The organism is Hippea alviniae EP5-r, assembly GCF_000420385.1.
In the GTDB taxonomy this organism is placed as follows: domain Bacteria; phylum Campylobacterota_A; class Desulfurellia; order Desulfurellales; family Hippeaceae; genus Hippea; species Hippea alviniae.
The window spans coordinates 771,491-790,696 of sequence record NZ_ATUV01000001.1; the positions used below are offsets into that span (position 1 = coordinate 771,491).

Genomic DNA, 19,206 nt, shown 5'->3' on the forward strand with positions numbered 1-19,206 from the left:
TTATCCTCCCACTGCTGCCATGCTTGAGTGTATGCCTTCCTTTAAAAGTGCATGCTCCTTTGGTTTTATCTCAACCGCATACTTTATAAGCTTGCTTATTTTTATCTCATTTTCTTCTTTTAAGGCTTCCCTTACTCCAACCCTATCTGGATGACCAAGACACGGCAGAATAAAACCGTCGCTCGTTAATCTTATTCTATTGCAAACAGAACAAAAAGCACTCGACAAAGGCGTAATAAAACCCACAAAACCACCGTCTATTTTGAAATAATCTGACGGACCGTTGGTTTTCTTATCGGAATGCTCAAGTTCATATTTGTCCTTTATAATACGCTTTATCTCACTAATGCTTATAAAATACCTTCTCCAATCCTTGACTATATCAGTTGGCATAAACTCAATAAATCGAATATCACACTTCACCTTCAAAGCAAACTCAACAAGGTCTAATATCTCATCATCATTTACACCTTTCATAACGACGGTGTTTATCTTTGTGTCTTTAAAACCCGCATCTTCAATTGCTTCAAAACCATCAAGCACATCCCTTAAATCACCCATTCGTGTTATAAACTTAAACCTTTCAGCTTTTAGCGTATCAAGACTAACAGTAATCCTATCAAGGCCAGCTTCTTTTAACGATTTTGCATATTTTTTAAGCAAACTGCCGTTTGTTGTTAAAGATATCTCTTCAATCCCATCTATGCTTTTTAGCATCTCAATAAGATTTTCTACACCCTTTCTTACGAGCGGCTCACCACCTGTAAGCTTTATCTTTCTTATACCCAATCCTGCAGCCACTTTAACAAAAAGAGCTATCTCTTCATAGCTTAAAATCTCACTCATAGGCTTCCACTCTATGCCTTCCTTTGGCATGCAATAAATACACCTAAAATTACACCTATCCGTAACAGAAATACGCAAATAATTTATCTTTCTACCGAATTTATCAATCAGTTCTGCCATATTTTCAACATCCTTTCAAAGTGTTCTTTATCATTTGCAAGCACATCCCTTACACTAACAAAACCGTAAGCCTTTATATCCTTAATCAGATGAATATTCTCAAGTGATATACCACCAATAAGAAAAGCTGGATATCTGCTTATCTCAACCATTTTCTTAGCCAAATCAATACCCAATGTGGGATGCGGATTTTTCTTTGTTGTAGTTTCAAATACTGGTCCAACACCTATATAATCGCAACAGTCAGCATTTTCTACATCTTCAATACTATGCGCACTTAAACCTATAATAAAGCCTTCAGGCACTATCCTTCTAACTTCGCATACAGGTAAATCCTTATCACCTAAATGAACACCGTCAGCTTCAACAGTCAAGGCAAGGTCAACCCTATCGTCAACAATAAAAACAACGCCTTCTGACTTTGTCATCTCTCTTATCTTTTTTGCTTCATAGAACATCTCTCTATCGCTTTTGCCTTTGCACCTATACTGAATAATCTTAACACCAAACTCTATAAGCTTTTTTGCAGATTCAATACAGCCAAATCTATCGTCAACTATTCCATAAAACCCTTTTGGCAAATCCATTTAGCAGCTCCTAAAATATCATCAAAAATCAGTTTAGCCTTTGTTGAATCCTTATACTTCTTACCATAACCGGTAAGCACCAAAATAGGTGTTATATTAGCATTTATACCAAGTTCTATATCGCTTTCCTTATCGCCAATCACAAAAGACTTGCTTCTGTCTATTTCAAACCTTTCAACTGCTTCATCAACAAGCGCTGTTTTCGGCTTTCTACATGAGCAGTTATCTTCCGGTTTATGCGGACAGTAATAAAACGCATCAATCAAACCGTCAAGCATCTCATTTAAAACAGCATTAGCCTTATCAACAAACTCTTTTGTAAAATATCCGCGACCTATGCCAGACTGGTTTGAAACAACAACAAGCAGATAACCATCGTCCTTCAAAAGCTTAAGCGCTTCTTTGACACCTTTTATTAATTTAATATCTTCTATTCTGCTTAAATAATTCACATCTTCTATGATTGTGCCGTCTCTGTCTAAAAATACAGCTTTGTTCATTTTCTAAACACCCCTACTCAGGTTTTCAATGATAATACAAATTCAAGAAAAATGAAACAAGTTTAACCTTATTCTTTTGCTTAATCTTCACTTATATGTTAAAATTTTTGTATGAAACACCCAAAACTCACCCAACCACACGATACATTCTTCAAAAAACTATTCAGCAATGAGAAAAATGTAAGGGATTTTCTTCTCTCTTTTTTGCCAGAAAAACTCAAGCAATCGCTTGACCTAAACTCAATAAAGGTTATAGACACAGAGAAGATTTCAAAGAAGTATAAAAGGCATCATATTGATCTGATTGTCGAATGCAAAACAAGAGAAGAAGATAAAAAAGCTCAAATTTACATACTCTTTGAACACAAATCATATCCAGATAAGTTTACTCTCATTCAAATACTCTCATACATGATGACTATCTGGGAGAAGAACATAGAAAACAAAGAAGAGCTTACTCCTATTATTCCCTTTATCTTCTATCATGGAAAGAGAAAGTTTGATCTGGCTGAGAATTTCTCTGATTACTTTTCAGTAAAAGATAAAAACATAAAAGAGTATCTATTAAACTTCAAAAGCATAATCTTCGATACAAACAGAATAGATGACAAAACACTCACAGAGAAGATAGACAATTTAAATCTCCTTGCTGCCCTTTTAAGTTTTAAACACATATTTGATGACATAGAAGAACTCAAACCTATATTCAAAACACTGATAAGTTTCGGAGAAAATGGACTTCTTCTGTTTTTGGAGTATATTGTAATTAGCAGATCTGTTGATGAAGAAAAACTAAAAGAAGCACTCAAAGAGATTGGAGGTGATAAAGTGCCAACACTTGCACAGAAATGGTTTGAAGAAGGATTAGAAGAAGGCAAATATATAGGCTGGCAGGAAGGTGAAGTTGAAGGATTGAAAAAGGGATTACTCGAAGCAATAAAGATAGGCTTGCAGCTTAAATTTGGCAATAACAGTCTCACTCTGTTTGAGTCAGTAAAAGCAATCAAAGATATTGAAAAACTTAAACTCATAAAGGATGCAATTATTGATGCAAAGAGTGTTGATGAGATAGAGAAGCTTTTACCAAAAGACTAAAGCAGCATCTAAAACACATAAGTGTTTTACTTCCACCTGTTATGCATCCAGAAGTATTTATGCGGTTCTTTCTTTATCCACTCTTCAAATCTTCTATATACTCTATCCATAACATCCTGCACAGCTTCCATCTTGGGCTTGTTATCATCACACATTATAGGCTCTTCTATCACCGCTGTAAATACTCCGTCTTCTTCCTTTAAATATGCAGGCAGAATAGGAACCTTAAGTCTGCATGAAAACACTCCGACACTCTCGCTAACCTTAGCTTTTCTTCCAAAGAACTCAACCTTAAACGAACCATCGCCGCCAGCTTGATCTATCAAAATCCCAAGAACGCTGTTCTTTTTTAAAAGCTTAATAAACTCAAACGCACTTAAGCGAGAAGAAAGCACTTTATTACCACAGGATTCTCTAACCGTCTCAACAATGTTATCCACAAATTTCGAGTCAATCGGCCTAACCATAATATAAATCGGTTCCTTCAAAACAGCAAATCCACAAACCAAAAACTCAAAATTGGAAAAGTGGGCTGTTGTGAATATAACACCCTTACCCAAAGATTTTGCTTTCAAAAAATTCTCATAGCCTTCAACCCTGAAGTGCTTTTCTATAAACTCCTTATCACCCAAAAACTTCAGATTAAAAGCAATCATATCTGCAAAGTAAAAATAACTCTTCAAAGCCAATCTCTTATAATCGCCACCTATAGCAAGCTTTATGTTCTCCTGCGTTATCCTTCTCCTTTTTGGAAGTGCGATATAAACAACAAAAATCAAGAATCTAAACAAAGCCTTCAAAAACCAAAAAGGCAAAAGTTTAAGGATTTTATAAACAATCATTTCAACAGCTCATAATAGAGTTTTTCAAGCTTCTCAACCTTTTTATCGGCAGTTAGATTATCTATAGCAAACTCAAATGCCTTATTCCTTATACCATCAAGGTCAATCTCCAAAGCCTTCTCCATAGCCATTTTCAAACCATCAACATAGGGTTTTGCTATTATACCACGACCATCTTTTAGAAGCTCTGGAATCCCGCCAACATCTGTTCCTATAACTGGCGTTTTTAAAAGAAACGACTCTATAGCAACATTGGGAAAACTCTCCTTCAAAGACGGAATAACCAACACATCAAATCCCGCTATTAACCTATAAGCATCAGGGACAAAACTAAAGATTTTCACCCTATCTTCAACGCCCAAAGAGATAACCTTATCTTTTAGTTTCTCTGTATCTTTACCAATAAAAACAAGCCTTACATCATCCCTTTTTAGCTTTGCAAAAGCTCTAAGTGCAATATCGTGCCCTTTAAAATCAGAATAATTACCAACAACACCAAATGTAAAACCTTCAACACCTATCTCTCTTCTTGCCTTATTTCTATCTACACCTTTAAGCTTCTCATAATCAACAGCACTGTAAATCACACTTATCTTCTTTGGATTAACAAGATACCTTTCAAGCACATCCTTTACAGCTATAGAGTTTGCCAAAAACATATCAATGCGCGGATTGTGATATTTAAACAAATCAAGGGCAGGAAACATAACGCTTCTCTGAACAACAAGCTTCTCTTTTTTTCTAAATAGACAGGCAATAAGACCCATCTTATGACCCTTTGAGTGATGCGTATGAACTATATCAACATCGTTGTTTTTCAAAAAATTCCTGATTATAAGTGCAGACTTAAAAACCTTATCTTCATCAATAAAAACAAACTCTATTCCCTTATCCTTCAACCTTTCATAAACAGGCGAACCATAAACACAGGCAACAGAGACTTTATGTCCTTTCTTTTTCAAGCCTAGAACATTTATTATTAGCTGATTTACACCACCTGAAAAATTTGTGGCAGACTCTATATTCAATATATGCATTTAAATTTTTGATATAAGATTCTCTACAAACTCCACAATCTTCTCTATCTCGTTTAAATCAACAACAGGAACACCAAGCTCAACCTTCTCATCGCTTGCAACCATAACAATGTTCTTTATACCCTGCTCTATCAGATAACCTTCGGATGCCTGACTCCTGTGCACTTCTATCTTCTGCAGATCTTCAAGCCTGTAGCCTTCAACCAACACCAAATCAAACCCTTTAAACATACCCTTTAGCTCCTTAAGTGGTATTTCTTCGTCCAAATCTTCAACCATTGCTATTTTACTTTTACTTGCAAGAACAACCTTCTTCGCACCTGCATGCTTCATTCTGTATGAGTCTTTGCCCGGATAGTCTATCTCAAAATTGTGTGCATCGTGTTTTATTGCACCAACCCTATAGCCCTTTTCAGAGAAAATCTTTATAAGCTTCTCTATAAGCGTTGTCTTTCCAGAGCCAGAATTACCAACAAAACCCAAAAACAGTGCCATTATCTTTGAAGAAGCTCCCTTATAAATTGATAAATTCTCTCAATAGAGTCTATTTTTACTCTCTCTTTCGGCGTATGCACACCTTCCATATCAGGCCCAACAGAAATCATATCTATACCCTTAACCTTACCGGAGATAATTCCACACTCAAGGCCTGCATGTATCACTTCGATCTCTGGCTTTACACCAAACAGATTTTCGTATGTCTCAACTGCTTCTTTAAGTAATTCGGATTGATAGTTTGGCGTCCATGACGGATACCTGCTGTGTCTCTTCAACTCAGCACCAAATTCCCTTGCAGTAATCTCAATCAACATACCTATCTCGTCCAATCCACTCTCGGATAAGCTCCTTTGATTGGTTGCTATAAAAAATCTATCATCTTCACTTTTCACAACGGCAAGATTGTTTGAAGTTTTGGGTGTCTTTTTATCAAGCATCTCAAATACACCATGCGGCAATCTATCCAAAAGGTCAATCAACTTCTTAAAACTCTCATGTTCGAAGGGCTCCTGACAAGCTTCAAACTCTTCTATCTCAACCTTCACATCTTCATCAGGATACATCTCTTTTGCCTTATCAAGCATCCTATCAACCGAAGACTTAAGTGTATCGTATGAACTTGCTAAAACCACTGCTTCACATCTATCAGGTATAGCATTTCTTGCCTTGCCGCCATTTATCTCACAGAGCTGAAGGTTATACACAGCATCTTTAAGAATTTCCTTCATCAGTTTTATCGCATTCGCTCTGTTTTTGTTTATCTCTTGACCCGAATGACCACCTTTTAGATTGCTTATCGCAACCCTAAAAGCACTATCAAACCTTTTTTCGCCTTTCCTTGCGGGCAAAAATATCTCAATATCTTCACCACCTGCACAACCAACAACAAACTTATTCTCCGTTTCAGAATCTATATTTATCAATCTGTCTGCTTCAAAAAACCCTTCTTCTAAAGCTAAAGCACCCTTTAATCCAATCTCTTCATCGCTTGTAAACAGCAGTTTTAGATGCGGATGTTTAGCCGTTCTATCTTCCGCTATAGCAAGAGCTATTGCTATAGCCACACCATCATCAGCACCAAGCGTTGTGCCATTTGCCTTAAGCCAGCCGTCTTCTTCAATTACTTCAATCGGGTCTGAATCAAAGTTATGCTCAGACCAATCTTCTTTTACGCACACCATATCCATATGACCTTGAAGAGCATAAACAGGTTTACTCTCATAGCCTTCCGTTGCAGGCACATCTATTAGAACATTCAAAGCTTTATCTTTTTTGCAAGAAAACCCATGCTCTTTGGCCCACTCACAAAGCCACTCTGCAATCTTCTCACACTTTGCTGAGCATCTTGGAATCTTTGATATCTCTTTAAAAATCTCTATTACCCTACTCACATCAACAACTCCTCAAACTCCTTTTTTCTCTGTTTGCACTCATACATCATGTCCTCTGCACTCTTACCCGGCACAAACTCTGAAAATGATACATAATAACTAATTATCCTACTCCAACCCTTCATAAAAAATTCTTCTTTTGACAGCTTATCTATAACATAATCCTTAACATACTTTTTAAGCTCTGCAGAATACAAAGCAGGCTCACTAACGCCAACAACAACAAAATAGAAAGCATCAGGCTCCGTCCTTGCAAGAAACCTTATCTCTTCTCTCTTTTTCAACGCTTCAGCTGTATGAATTATTATTTTATCACCTATCTCCATTGAGTATCCGTAATTTATATAACTTAAGTTTTTTATATCGAAATAGAACATAACAAACCGTCTGCTCTCTTTTATGTAATCCGAAACAGCCCTTACAAACTGTTTTCTTCTTAAAAGGCCTGTCATGTAATCCGTTGTAAATATCTGCTCCCTTATTTTATCTATCTCTTCTGGAACAAATGACTTCTCCTTGCTTGCACTCTTCAGATATTCGTATGCTTCCCTTAATGAGTCTATGGATTTCTCAACTATCTTCTGGTCAAGCTCATCTGACATGTGCTTTTGTATAACTTCAAGCGCTCTCTCAAGCGCAAGACTTCTTCTGTAAGGCCTGTTCGTTGTTATAGCATCAAACACATCAGCAATAGCCAAAATCCTTGCACACTCTGGAATTTCCTGACATGTCAAACCCTTAGGATATCCGCTCCCATTACAGCGCTCATGATGATACCTAACACAATCCGATATATCCTTAAACTGTTTTATGTTTTTTATAATTTGATACGAAAATTCAGCATGATTTTTTATTATCTTATACTCATTGGGTGTAAGTTTACCCGGCTTTAAAAGAATATTATCTGGAATCCCAATCTTACCTATATCGTGCAGAAGGCCAGCCGTGTAAATCTTCTCCTGCTCAATCTGATTATATCCCAAAGCCTTAGCTATACTTTTAGCATAGAATGCAACCCTTTGAGAGTGTCCTTTCGTATATGTGTCCCTTGCTTCCATCATGAGAATAAACGACTCAAGAAAGCTGGTTTGCGTATCAACAAGCTCATTGTTTAAAATTGAAACATTCTTTGAAGCAATAAGCATAAAAGTTAGGTGTGCTGCTGAATTTTGAAGAGCAAGTTTATAATCCCTATCTATGTTTATCTTCCTATCAAACCCAAAACCAACGGCAACAATAACCCTATCGTTAAATTTAACAGGGACAAAAAGTCCAGATTTTATGTTTATCTGCTTAGAGACAGAAGAAGGTTTGAGCCCGTATTTATTTAGCTCATCAAAACTAACTATATCACCTATAGATTTCTCGTATATCTGATACAAAATATAATCTTTTATCTCATCTGTTATTTCAAAACTAAACCTTACTCTAAGCTCATTATTTTCCTTATGGATGGCAACATATATATTCTCATTGGGAAAGATAAAACCTACAGCTTTAGCATCTGTGATATGAAGTATATTTTTAAGATAAGCAACCACCCAACTCTTAAGCTTTTCTCTATTGAAAAAATCCGGCAGATTTTGACTATAAAAAAACTCAAACTCCTTAATCATTAAAGAGAGAATTTTGTCTGAAGTATCTATTTTAGATTTATGATAAAGAACAAAAGAAATAACTCTTGCAATTGTTTCAAGCAGAGATACCTGATTTGGTGTAAATTTTTTAATATCGCTAAACGATGCAACCTGCAAAGCGCCAAAAACCTTATCCTTGAAATAGACAGGAACGCTCAGCAGGCTTTTCATCCCCTTTTCTATCCATTTTTGACTTGCAAACTGACATGTAGCATAATTTCTAACAACAAAAGTACTCTTTTCGAGAATAGTCTTCGCAGCTACAGTATCTGATTCAACCTTGTTTCCGTCTAAATCTTCTTCTGAAGAATGACAAATAAGCAAACTTTCATCTTCATAGCTCGCAAAAAACGCCGCATTTATATTGAACAACTTTTTAATTTTATTCAGTATATATTGCCAACCATTCTTCTCAAACTCACCACTATGTAAATCTTCTATAATCTCTAAAAACAGCTTCTCTTTCATCAATAACTTTCAAAAAACGCCTTATAAGCCTTATATGTCTCATACAAATCGCTTTTTGAAACAATCTCATAAGGTGAATGCATAGAAATTAAAGCAGGTCCGCAGTCAACAACATCCATATTCCATGCAGCTAAATATTTGGCTATTGTTCCACCGCCGCCTTCATCAACTTTACCCAACTCGCCTATCTGCCAATTCACACCTGCATCATTGAATATCTTTCTTATTTTGCCAACAAACTCAGCTGATGCATCGTTTGCCATATACTTTCCGCCATGTCCTGTAAACTTCGTCAAAACAACGCCACCGTTTACATAGCTCGCATTATCCTTTTCGTGCACTTCCTTATACATAGGATTTACAGCACCATTCACATCTGCACTTAGAACTTCTGAACTCTTCAAAAACTCACCCACATTTTCAAAACTGGGCTCTATGCCCTTCTTCTTCAAGATTTCAACAACAACATCAAGCAAAAACCTTGACTTTGCACCTGTGTTGCCGTCTGAACCAATCTCTTCCTTATCAACCATTAAAGCAACAATTGTCTTCTTCGAGTTTGCATCAAAGAATGCTTCTTTTGAGCAATATGCACAAATCCTATCATCATGACCGTATGCAGCAATTAAACCTTCATCAAAGCCAATATCTCTTGGTTTAAATGCTGGAACAAGCGTAAGCTCTGCGGATATAAAGTCTTCTTCAACAATACCATACTTCTCGTTCAAAATCTTCAAAATATTCAGTTTTACAGTATCCTTCTCTTCGTCATCTATTGGAATACTTCCAACGATTAGCTTCATCTTTTCTGCTTCAAAGGCTTCTTTTACCTTCTTATCGTCCTGTATCTTGTGAGAGAGATGTGGCAGAAGGTCTGGCAAAACAAAGATTGGGTCGTTATCGTCTTCTCCAACGACAACATTCAAAACTTCACCATCGCCTTTCACTATAATTCCATGAATGGCAAGTGGAATGTTAAACCAGTGATACTTTTTAATACCACCATAATAGTGCGTATGAAATAGAGCAAAACCCGTATCTTCAAACAATGGATTCTGTTTTAAATCGATTCTTGGTGCATCTATGTGGCTTGCTATGATTTTTGCACCAAAACCGTCGCCAATCCTTATTAGAGCAACAGACTTGCCTCTATTGACGATAAAAAAGTCGTCCTTTTCTGCCCTGCTTCTAAACTCTTCTTCAACAAACCTGACAACTTCCCTTTCTGTTTTGCAGCTTCCTATAAACTCTTTGTATTTCTCAGCAAAGTAAAAAACATTTTTATGATACTCATCATCTTTTCCAATCCAACCATTCCTGTTTTTATAAGATAACTTCTCTTTCAACTCCTTTATCTCATCCTTTGTCATTTTCTGCCCTCCTCTATCTCTTTGTAAAGCATCTCTCTTAACTTTAACACCTTATCTATCACATCGTCCTTTTCTATGAGCTCTTTGTTTCTATCCCTTCTTAAAGAGACTTCAACCTTTCCGCTCTCAAACGCCTTCTTACCAACGATAACTCTAATAGGAATACCTATTAAATCCATATCATTTAACTTTACACCTACCCTTTCATCCCTATCATCATATAACACATCAAGACCCTTATCAACCATCTCATCGTAAAGCCTATCGCAAAAATCAACAAGCTCTTTGTTTCTTGTATCAAGGGAGACAATCTCTATCTCAAAGGGCGCTATGGAAATCGGCCAGATAATACCGTATTCGTCGTGATTCTGTTCAATTGCAGCCTGAGCAGTTCTACCTATTCCTATGCCATAACAACCCATAAAGTATGGAATTGTTTTACCGTTTTCATCCAAAAATGTGGCATTCATAGCTTTAGAATACTTCTGACCCAGTTTGAAAATATGTCCGACTTCTATGCCTCTAATCTTTTTAAGTCTTCCCTTTTTGCACTTAGGACAAATCTCACCTTCTTTAACAACCCTTAAATCAGCTAATTCACACTCAAAATCCCTGCCATATTTTGCACCGACATAGTGATAACCTTCTTCATTTGCACCAACAACAAGGTTGTTTCTATTCTTCAATCTGTAATCACAAATAACTCTTATATCCTTATTTGGAAAATCTATAGGCCCAATATAACCTTTCTTTAGATTTAGCTTTTCAAGTTCATCATCGCTTACCATCTCAAGTTCAACACTATCCGTTGCACGCATAGCTTTAACAAGATTCAATTCATCATCACCTTCAATAAAGAAACAGAATACTTCACCCTTTTCATTTTTATAAACAAGCGCTTTAGCAGAAAACTCAGGATTCGCATTTAAATATTCACACACATCCCTTATTGTCTCTTTGTTTGGTGTTTTAACCTTTTCAAGTTTTAACTCTTCACCTGCTTCATCTTCTAAGATACTTGTTGCTCTTTCTGTATTTGAAGCATAATCGCAACTATCACAGACAACTATCTCATCTTCTCCTGTATTGCTCAAAACCATAAACTCTTCTGAGTCTTTGCCACCTATCGAGCCCGTATCAGCTTCAACGCTTCTAAAAGCAAGTCCGCATCGCCTAAATATGTTGTTGTAAGCAATGCGCATCTTCTCATAGCTCTCATCCATGCCCGCTTCGTCCTTATCAAAGCTGTAAGCATCTTTCATTATGAACTCTCGTCCTCTCATTAAGCCAAACCTTGGCCTTAGCTCGTCTCTGAACTTTGTCTGAATCTGATACAAATTTATAGGCATCTGCTTATAACTTTTAACAAAACGCCTTACGATATCTGTTACAACTTCTTCATGTGTCGGACCAAAAACAAAATCTCTATCTCCTCTATCCTTTATTCTTAAAAGCTCTTTGCCATAATCGTTCCATCTGCCGGATTCCTTCCATAACTCTGCAGGCTGAATAGCAGCCATTAAAATCTCAATCGCACCAGCCTTATTCATCTCTTCCCTTACAATATCGGAAACTTTCCTTATAACACGCAAACCTAATGGCAGGTAATTGTAAATACCGCTTGCAAGTTTGATAATAAACCCACCACGCAAAAGTAAATTGTGGCTTACAATAGCAGCTTCTTTCTGGTCTTCCTTCAAAGTATATATGAAACTTTTAGAATAGCGCATCTTACCTCTCCCGAGCGTTTTTTATTAACTTTTTAAATTTTTCTCTATCTGGCGTGTATATTATTGTTAATGTTCTCATACCTATTACAGCTGCAATAACTATTGAATAGGCTATCGCCATCTTAAACTCAAGCTCATGATAGAATGTGGCTATCATAAGCTCTCTTAAGATAAACACAATGGCAGCATCTGCAATGTATGAGAGTTTGATTCTTTCAAAGTCAAAGTACGATATAGCCCCTCTAAAAAACTCTATCAGCACGAACAGATTTAACACTTCTTCAACAGCCTTGGACATGGTTTTATTCGAAGGTGGGAAGTTCATAACAACATCTTTTAATTCCCAAACAAGTTTGATTAAATAAAAAACTATTACTATTAGAATGAGAATAGAGAGTATGTATAAAATAACATCCATTGCCTTCTTTACAAGGTCAACCTTCACATTAAGCAGGATATAGAAAAAAGAAGTTAAGGTCAAGAGTTATAGTGATAATAAATTCCCAAGAGTAATAGAAGAGAAAGAGAAAAGAAGAGAGCCTACTCTTCCCTTTCTATCTTTATCTCGATAACCCTTGCAGGATGAGAAGCCTTCTTTTCAACCAAAGAGCCCTTGCGTGATATCTCTTCTTCTATCCTTTTTCTTAGGGCTTCTTCTAAGTTTTCAATAACCTGATGCAACTGCTCTATCTGTCTTTTCATTCTCATAATTATATCAACACCCGCTAAATTAACACCCAGCTCTTGTGTCATCTCACGAATAAACTTTATATCTTCTATATCCTTTTCGGTAAACAGCCTTATATTTCCGGCTGTTCTTTTGGGTCGTATAAGCCCTTCCCTTTCGTACTCCCTTAAAGTATGCGGATGGATATTCAAAATCTCAGCAACCATACCTATCGTATAATAACCCTTTTTTACTCTCATGGCTTAACCCTCTAATGCTCTTTTTAGTTCTTCTGTCTCTTTCACATTTTTTGGAATATTGACTTTAACCTTAGCATAAAGCGGCTCTCCGTTTACTCCTTTACCTTTAATCTTAAACACTTGATTGCACTGAGTTCCTTTCGGTATTTTTATCGTAACTTCGCCATCAAGCGTTCTAACCTTAGCAGAACCGCCAAACAGAGCAGTCGTCAAAGGTATCTCAAAGTTTGTATAAAGTTTACCATCTTTTAGCTCGAAATTCGGGTCTTCCTTCACATTGACGATTATATGCAAATCTCCACGACCACCAGGGCCTGGTTGACCCTTACCTTTAACCTTCAGCTTCGTTCCATTTTTAATGCCAGCGGGTATCTTAACCTTTACCTTTTCGCCGTTAATATTTAATGTTATAGTCGTGCCTTTTACAGCATCTGCAAAATCAAGGTCCATCGTATAATAGATATCGGCACCCTTTGGTTCATAGGTGTCTCTAAAGTTTGAGTATCTCCTTGCACCAAAGAGATTCTCAAACAAATCACCTATATCAAAACCTGCTGCATTGTCGAAATTGAAATCAAAGTGGAAATTCTTAAAGTTGCTAAAGTCATAGTTGGCATTACCTTCAGACTCAAAACCAGCAAATCCAAACTGGTCGTATTGGGCTTTCTTCTTCGGGTCAGAAAGTATAGAGTATGCTTCGTTTATCTCCTTGAATTTCTTTTCAGCTTCTTTATTGTTTGGGTTTAAGTCAGGATGATACTTCCTTGCAAGCCTTCTATATGCTTTTTTTATCTCTTCTTCTGTTGCATCCCTTGAAACTCCTAATACTTCGTATGGGTCTCTCATGGCTCACTCTCCTTTTTCTCTTAAAGTTGCACCTATTAATATAACCTTAATAGTATAATTGTCAAGGTTAGAAAAAATGAAAAATTCCTATTTATAATAGGAAAAACAAAAAATTCAAAAAAATTTTATTTCTGACCTTGACAATATTACTATCAGGGTTATATTTAGTCTCGGAAACAAAAAAAGAATGAAGGAGGTGAAAAGCCATGCTGAACGCATTGGAGCCTTTCAGAGAGTTAACAACTCTTCAGGAGAGATTAAACAAGGTATTTGATGACCTTTTGCCAAATGCTTTAAAAAGCAGAGAGACCAGTGAGTGGATACCAGCAGTTGACATCTATGAGACAAAGGATGCAATAAACATTGAAGTTGAAGCTCCTGGAATGAAGCAGGAAGATATAAAGATTAACCTTGAGAACAACACTCTTACAATTTACGGTGAGAGAAAGTTCGAGAAGAAGGAAGAAGGCAAGAATTACTACAGAATGGAGAGAAGCTACGGTTCCTTCTCAAGAAGCTTCTTGCTGCCGGACAATGTAAATGTTGAAGGTATTAAGGCAAAATATAAGGATGGTGTATTAACCATCACTCTGCCAAAGAAACCAGAGTCCAAACCAAAAGAAATTCCTATTGAAAGCGAAGAAAAGTAATGACGGTAATGCTGAAGGGGGCTTTAGCCCCTTTTGGTTTTGCCGTCAAAAATAAAAAAATATTAAGGAGGAAGAGATGGATATAAACAGACTAACGGTAAAATCGCAGGAAGCCCTACAAACTGCAAAAGAGATTGCAGATTCTCACAAAAATCAGCAGATAGGTTCTTTACACCTTTTAAGAGCATTAATCTCTGACAAAGAGAGTGTTGCTGTCTCTATCTTGAAGAAATTAGGCATCGATGTATCAGCATTTGCATCATACACAGATGAGCTTATTGAGAGAATACCAAAGGTTGAGCTTACAGGCTCAACATCAACACAGTTCTATATAACTCAAGAACTTGATGATGTGTTCAAAAGAGCCGAAGAGCAGATGCGCTTAATGGAAGATGAGTATATCTCGGTTGAGCATTTCTTGATTGCTCTATCCGAAAAATGCGATGCAGCTGAAGTTTTCAAATATTTCAACATCAAAAAAGATGAACTTCTAAAGGCCTTAGTTGATATAAGAGGCGGTGTTAGGGTTACAGACCAAAACCCAGAAGAGAAGTACGAAGCTTTGAAAAAATACGGAAGAGACATAACCCAACTTGCAAGAAGCGGAAAATTAGACCCGGTTATCGGAAGGGACGAAGAGATAAGAAGAACAATTCAGATACTCTCAAGAAGAACAAAGAATAATCCTGTTTTAATAGGTGAACCGGGCGTGGGTAAAACCGCTATAGTAGAAGGTTTAGCTCAGAGAATAGCAAACGGCGATGTTCCAGAAAGTTTGAAAGACAAAATATTAATTGAGCTTGACTTGGGTGCACTGATTGCAGGTGCAAAATTTAGAGGTGAATTCGAAGAGAGACTAAAAGCTGTCTTAAACGAAGTAAAAAGGTCAGAAGGTAAAATCATACTATTCATTGATGAGCTTCACACAGTCGTTGGAGCCGGTGCAGCAGAAGGTGCAATGGATGCATCTAACATGTTAAAGCCAATGCTCGCAAGGGGAGAGCTGCGCTGTATCGGTGCAACAACGCTGAAAGAGTATAGGAAGTATATAGAGAAGGATGCTGCTCTTCAGAGAAGATTTCAACCAGTATTCGTAAAAGAACCAAGCGTCGAAGACACAATATCAATTCTAAGAGGATTGAAAGAGAAATACGAGCTTCATCATGGCGTAAGGATAAAGGATTCTGCACTTGTTGCAGCAGCGGTTCTAAGTCATAGATACATAACAGACAGGTTCTTGCCGGACAAGGCAATAGACTTAATAGACGAAGCAGCAGCAAGTCTAAAAACTCAGCTTGAAAGTGATATCGAGCCAATAGATAACCTAAACAGAAAGATTGCCCAGCTTGAGATAGAGCGTCAGGCACTCAAGAAAGAGAATGACGAAGACTCCAAAAAGAGACTCGAAGAACTCGAAAAAGAGTTGAGCCAGCTCAAAGAAGAGCTTAACCAGATAAAAGCAAGATGGCAGTATGAGAAGGGCTTGATAGAATCGATAAGAAAGATAAAAGAAGAGATAGACAAGGTAAAAACTCAGATAGAAATAGCAGAAAGAAACGGCGATTTTGAAAAGGCGAGTGAGTTAAAATACGGCAAACTGCCAACATTACAGAAAGAGCTTGAAGAGAAACAGAAAGAGCTTAACTCAATAGAAAATAGACTGCTTAAAGAAGAAGTTACAGAAGAAGAAGTTGCTGCAATCGTCTCCAGATGGACGGGTATCCCAGTTTCTAAGATGCTTGAGAGCGAAAAAGAAAAACTCTTAAAGATGGAAGAGAAGCTCAAAGAAAGGGTTGTAGGTCAAGACCACGCTGTAAAAGCCGTAAGCGATGCAATCCTACGCTCAAGAGCTGGATTGTCCGATAAAAACAGGCCTATAGCATCGTTTATGTTCTTAGGTCCAACAGGTGTAGGTAAAACTGAGCTTTCCAAAGCATTAGCCGAGTATCTGTTTGACGACGAGAGAGCAATGATAAGAATAGACATGAGCGAATATATGGAGAAACACTCCGTTGCAAGACTAATCGGTGCACCACCCGGCTATGTTGGATATGACGAAGGTGGACAGCTCACAGAAGCAGTAAGAAGGAAGCCTTACTCTGTAATCTTGCTCGATGAGATAGAGAAGGCTCATCCAGATGTATTTAACATCCTATTGCAGGTGCTTGATGATGGAAGATTAACGGATTCCAAAGGCGTTACAGTTGACTTTAGAAATACCGTCATCATCATGACATCCAACATAGGGAGTGAGTATTTGACACGCATAAAAGGTGAACCTGGCACAGAAGCGTATCAAATAGAGTTCGAAAAGGCTAAGTTAGCTGTCGAAGAAGAGCTAAAGAGAAGATTTAAACCAGAGTTCTTAAACAGGGTTGATGAGATTATAGTATTCAATCCGCTCGGCAGAAAAGAGATTAAGCAAATCGTAAAACTCCTGCTCAACAAGACAATGAAGAAGGTTGAAGAAGCTGGATACAAGCTTAAAGTAAGCGATGCTCTGATAGAGAGAATTGCAGATGAAGGATTCGACCCAGTCTATGGCGCAAGGCCACTAAGAAGATACATACAAAACAAGCTTGAGAACGCATTAGCAAGAGCAATCCTAAAAGGCGATTTTGTAAAAGGCGACACGATTTTCGCAGACATAGAAAACAACGAGATAGTCTTCAAAAAAGCCTAATTGAAAAACTTACAAGGGATAGTCGCAGTTTTGCGGCTATCCCTTTTTATTTTACCCACCTTAACTTTAAGCCTTCAATCCAAATAATATAGACAAAATCAAGAAGACCAAATGGGCAGAAGCAGAAGATAAAAAATACACCTACGAAGACTATAAAAATTAGCAAGACAACGAGGGATAGGAATAATAAACGGCATAGCGCGCAACATAACACCAGCACCCAAATAAAGATCGGGAGATATTTACTTTGAGCTGATAAAACCAAATCAAAGGGAAAATATAAAATGCGGCTTATTCTTCCCCCAACATAATTATTCAAACTTCACATAATCTATAAAAATGTATTCAAAATACCAGTTGTTGGCATATCCTATAATCCTAATATGAGCATTTTTGCCGTAGAATTTTGACAAGGGCACACTGACGAGATGCCATTTTCTGCCGTCTATAATTTTTCTAAAGATATTCACTCTATTTACATTAACAATCAAGAGAAAATCTCCATTTTTATTACCTGCAACTCTTACAATCATCTTCTCATCGGGTCTTGTTATCTTAATATCTCCTTCCAAAACAGCTGGGTCAACTATTGTAATAGGATGCAAATACAAGACACCCGAAGCAAAAGATGGCGGGTTAGCATCGCCGATTTTTATAGCCCTATTTTTCCATCCAAAATATTGATTAGAGTTAGGTATCATTGTTGGATTGCATCGATAAACCTTAAATATGCTCCCCCAACTTTCCCTTATCTTAAATTTTTCAGGCATTAATTTAACTATATCCTTAACACCAGACACACAGTTTTTGTTAAAAGAAGGTGTAGGAACAGCGTATTTTAGCCAACATTTTGCACTATTCGATTGAACATGCGGCTTAACATAAGTCCAAGCAACACACTTAGACTCTCTATAACACGCATTTTTGCAAAGTATTGGATTAGCACTGTTAAGTTCAAAGTTTTTATAATCCATACCCATCCTATCAATATCACTCTCAAATACTATTTCACTCTTTGGATTAATTAATCCTGTAAGATAAACACTATTAGCCCAGCTTCCACCACATATTTGACTTTTATCGCCTGAACATTTCATATTACAATTGTTACTTTTGCCATATTTTCCATAATAGTTGCCACAGAAACACCAAGACGCATACTGAACACCCGCATATAAAAATCCATGTTTTCTGCATATATCTTTACATTTTCCGATACTCATTTTGGAATCTTGAACAGAAAAGCCAGATAAATCCCTTGCTGAACCATCTTTAAAACAACCAAGATAGGAGATGCTTAAAACTTGCTTAGCCTGTTTTTTGCTATTAGTTGGTGTGCCTTCGCTATTTTGAGCTGCAACGCTCACTTTTGGACGATTATTAGCCACAGTTCCAACAAAAGGCAAATGAATTATTTTAGCTGTATGATAATAGACAATAGAAGGCCAAGCCGCATTTGGACCACCTGTAATATGTTTGAGTGCAAGATGAACTCTTGCTTCTTTACCTTGATATTCAGCAGATATAATTTTTTTAATCTCTCCAGAAATAGAATCGGGTGCCTTCTTCTCCCACTGACCTAAACCACCATATCTTAACCAAACAGTAGGTGGCCTTATAACCAAAGAACCCAAAGAAATCTTTTTTATGCCCACACCATCCTTATCCTGTTTGTTAATACACCATTTTCCCTTTGCAAGACACCCTTTGGCCAAATTATAATACTCCCAGAATACAGGGTATATAGGATGCGAAGACTCTTTAACTTCAAGCCATGCTTCAACACTATCCTGTTCGGGTATAGGTGTATTTAATCCATAAGCTGTAAATTTAACTTCTATTAGAATCTTACTATTCGAAGGCTTTGCTTTGAAGTTATCTATCCTTATACCTGTGACTTTCGCATAAGAGAAAGCCGACAAAACAAAAATAAGCAAAATAGTTAATATAACGCTTTTTTTACTCACTGCTTTCCTCCC

The 19,206-nt window shown here is 37.0% G+C and carries 17 protein-coding genes; 3 read left to right on the forward strand and 14 right to left on the reverse strand.

Annotation, left to right across the window (positions count from 1 at the left end; translation table 11 throughout):
* Genes moaA through G415_RS0104120 form a run of 3 tightly spaced genes read right to left on the reverse strand, consistent with a single transcriptional unit; the run spans position 1 to position 2,053 of the window.
* A complete protein-coding gene (gene moaA, locus G415_RS0104110; protein WP_022670326.1) occupies positions 1-966 on the reverse strand; it encodes a GTP 3',8-cyclase MoaA in 966 nt (321 codons plus the stop codon).
* Positions 954-1,553, reverse strand: a complete 600-nt coding sequence (gene thiE / locus G415_RS0104115) for a thiamine phosphate synthase (RefSeq protein ID WP_022670327.1) — start codon at positions 1,551-1,553, stop codon at positions 954-956. The genes moaA and thiE overlap by 13 nt, the downstream gene beginning before the upstream one ends.
* A complete protein-coding gene (locus tag G415_RS0104120) occupies positions 1,523-2,053 on the reverse strand; it encodes a D-glycero-alpha-D-manno-heptose-1,7-bisphosphate 7-phosphatase (protein ID WP_022670328.1) in 531 nt (176 codons plus the stop codon). Before G415_RS0104120 ends, thiE begins: the two co-directional genes overlap by 31 nt.
* Before the next feature lie 111 nt (positions 2,054-2,164).
* Here G415_RS0104120 and G415_RS0104125 point away from each other — a divergent pair, with 111 nt between their 5' ends.
* On the forward strand, positions 2,165-3,148 hold the full coding sequence (locus G415_RS0104125) for an Rpn family recombination-promoting nuclease/putative transposase (protein ID WP_022670329.1): 984 nt from the start codon (positions 2,165-2,167) through the stop codon (positions 3,146-3,148).
* Between the two features lie 26 nt (positions 3,149-3,174).
* Here G415_RS0104125 and G415_RS0104130 read toward each other — a convergent pair whose 3' ends face one another.
* From G415_RS0104130 to G415_RS0104175, 10 genes are all read right to left on the reverse strand, one after another.
* Positions 3,175-3,990: a lysophospholipid acyltransferase family protein gene (locus G415_RS0104130; protein ID WP_022670330.1), complete on the reverse strand. Its 816-nt coding sequence runs from the start codon at positions 3,988-3,990 to the stop codon at positions 3,175-3,177.
* Positions 3,987-5,027 carry a glycosyltransferase family 4 protein gene (locus tag G415_RS0104135; protein ID WP_022670331.1) on the reverse strand — a complete coding sequence of 347 codons (1,041 nt, stop codon included), beginning with the start codon at positions 5,025-5,027 and terminating at the stop codon, positions 3,987-3,989. Before G415_RS0104135 ends, G415_RS0104130 begins: the two co-directional genes overlap by 4 nt.
* Positions 5,028-5,522, reverse strand: coding sequence for a molybdopterin-guanine dinucleotide biosynthesis protein B (mobB, locus tag G415_RS0104140; protein WP_022670332.1), 495 nt, complete (start codon positions 5,520-5,522; stop codon positions 5,028-5,030).
* Positions 5,522-6,916, reverse strand: a complete 1,395-nt coding sequence (gene pepD / locus G415_RS0104145; protein ID WP_022670333.1) for a beta-Ala-His dipeptidase — start codon at positions 6,914-6,916, stop codon at positions 5,522-5,524. The genes mobB and pepD overlap by 1 nt, the downstream gene beginning before the upstream one ends.
* Positions 6,913-9,021 (reverse strand): HD domain-containing phosphohydrolase, encoded by a 2,109-nt coding sequence (locus tag G415_RS10685; protein WP_022670334.1) that lies wholly within the window; start codon positions 9,019-9,021, stop codon positions 6,913-6,915. Before G415_RS10685 ends, pepD begins: the two co-directional genes overlap by 4 nt.
* Complete coding sequence (locus G415_RS0104155; RefSeq protein ID WP_022670335.1) at positions 9,021-10,391, reverse strand: aminopeptidase; 1,371 nt, start codon at positions 10,389-10,391, stop codon at positions 9,021-9,023. Before G415_RS0104155 ends, G415_RS10685 begins: the two co-directional genes overlap by 1 nt.
* Positions 10,388-12,121: a proline--tRNA ligase gene (locus G415_RS0104160; protein ID WP_022670336.1), complete on the reverse strand. Its 1,734-nt coding sequence runs from the start codon at positions 12,119-12,121 to the stop codon at positions 10,388-10,390. The genes G415_RS0104155 and G415_RS0104160 overlap by 4 nt, the downstream gene beginning before the upstream one ends.
* A 1-nt stretch (position 12,122) precedes the next feature.
* Positions 12,123-12,566 (reverse strand): phosphate-starvation-inducible PsiE family protein, encoded by a 444-nt coding sequence (locus G415_RS0104165; protein WP_155825432.1) that lies wholly within the window; start codon positions 12,564-12,566, stop codon positions 12,123-12,125.
* Between the two features lie 95 nt (positions 12,567-12,661).
* The gene (locus tag G415_RS0104170; RefSeq protein ID WP_022670338.1) at positions 12,662-13,048 is read right to left on the reverse strand and encodes a MerR family transcriptional regulator; all 387 of its coding nucleotides are present in this window, start codon (positions 13,046-13,048) and stop codon (positions 12,662-12,664) included.
* A 3-nt stretch (positions 13,049-13,051) separates the two neighbouring features.
* Positions 13,052-13,894, reverse strand: a complete 843-nt coding sequence (locus G415_RS0104175; protein WP_022670339.1) for a DnaJ C-terminal domain-containing protein — start codon at positions 13,892-13,894, stop codon at positions 13,052-13,054.
* 206 nt (positions 13,895-14,100) lie between these two features.
* On the opposite strand from G415_RS0104175, the gene G415_RS0104180 reads away from it, so the two are divergent.
* Together G415_RS0104180 and clpB are read left to right on the forward strand one after the other, a co-directional pair.
* Positions 14,101-14,544 carry an Hsp20/alpha crystallin family protein gene (locus G415_RS0104180; RefSeq protein ID WP_022670340.1) on the forward strand — a complete coding sequence of 148 codons (444 nt, stop codon included), beginning with the start codon at positions 14,101-14,103 and terminating at the stop codon, positions 14,542-14,544.
* A 76-nt stretch (positions 14,545-14,620) separates the two neighbouring features.
* Positions 14,621-17,227, forward strand: a complete 2,607-nt coding sequence (gene clpB, locus G415_RS0104190) for an ATP-dependent chaperone ClpB (protein WP_022670341.1) — start codon at positions 14,621-14,623, stop codon at positions 17,225-17,227.
* 311 nt (positions 17,228-17,538) lie between these two features.
* Here the strand turns inward: clpB and G415_RS10690 are convergent, their stop codons facing one another.
* A complete protein-coding gene (locus G415_RS10690; protein WP_022670342.1) occupies positions 17,539-19,194 on the reverse strand; it encodes a WSC domain-containing protein in 1,656 nt (551 codons plus the stop codon).
* Positions 19,195-19,206 lie beyond the last annotated feature (12 nt).

Excerpts from the sequence above, each read along its gene's own strand:
- G415_RS0104180 (WP_022670340.1), top strand. The coding sequence starts at position 14,101 with ATGCTGAACGCATTGGAGCCTTTCAGAGAGTTAACAACTCTTCAGGAG.
- G415_RS0104125 (WP_022670329.1), top strand. The coding sequence starts at position 2,165 with ATGAAACACCCAAAACTCACCCAACCACACGATACATTCTTCAAAAAA.
- G415_RS0104160 (WP_022670336.1), bottom strand. The coding sequence starts at position 12,121 with ATGCGCTATTCTAAAAGTTTCATATATACTTTGAAGGAAGACCAGAAA.
- G415_RS0104130 (WP_022670330.1), bottom strand. The coding sequence starts at position 3,990 with ATGATTGTTTATAAAATCCTTAAACTTTTGCCTTTTTGGTTTTTGAAG.
- clpB (WP_022670341.1), top strand. The coding sequence starts at position 14,621 with ATGGATATAAACAGACTAACGGTAAAATCGCAGGAAGCCCTACAAACT.
- thiE (WP_022670327.1), bottom strand. The coding sequence starts at position 1,553 with ATGGATTTGCCAAAAGGGTTTTATGGAATAGTTGACGATAGATTTGGC.
- moaA (WP_022670326.1), bottom strand. The coding sequence starts at position 966 with ATGGCAGAACTGATTGATAAATTCGGTAGAAAGATAAATTATTTGCGT.
- G415_RS0104155 (WP_022670335.1), bottom strand. The coding sequence starts at position 10,391 with ATGACAAAGGATGAGATAAAGGAGTTGAAAGAGAAGTTATCTTATAAA.
- mobB (WP_022670332.1), bottom strand. The coding sequence starts at position 5,522 with ATGGCACTGTTTTTGGGTTTTGTTGGTAATTCTGGCTCTGGAAAGACA.
- G415_RS0104170 (WP_022670338.1), bottom strand. The coding sequence starts at position 13,048 with ATGAGAGTAAAAAAGGGTTATTATACGATAGGTATGGTTGCTGAGATT.
- G415_RS0104120 (WP_022670328.1), bottom strand. The coding sequence starts at position 2,053 with ATGAACAAAGCTGTATTTTTAGACAGAGACGGCACAATCATAGAAGAT.
- G415_RS0104175 (WP_022670339.1), bottom strand. The coding sequence starts at position 13,894 with ATGAGAGACCCATACGAAGTATTAGGAGTTTCAAGGGATGCAACAGAA.
- G415_RS10685 (WP_022670334.1), bottom strand. The coding sequence starts at position 9,021 with ATGAAAGAGAAGCTGTTTTTAGAGATTATAGAAGATTTACATAGTGGT.
- G415_RS0104135 (WP_022670331.1), bottom strand. The coding sequence starts at position 5,027 with ATGCATATATTGAATATAGAGTCTGCCACAAATTTTTCAGGTGGTGTA.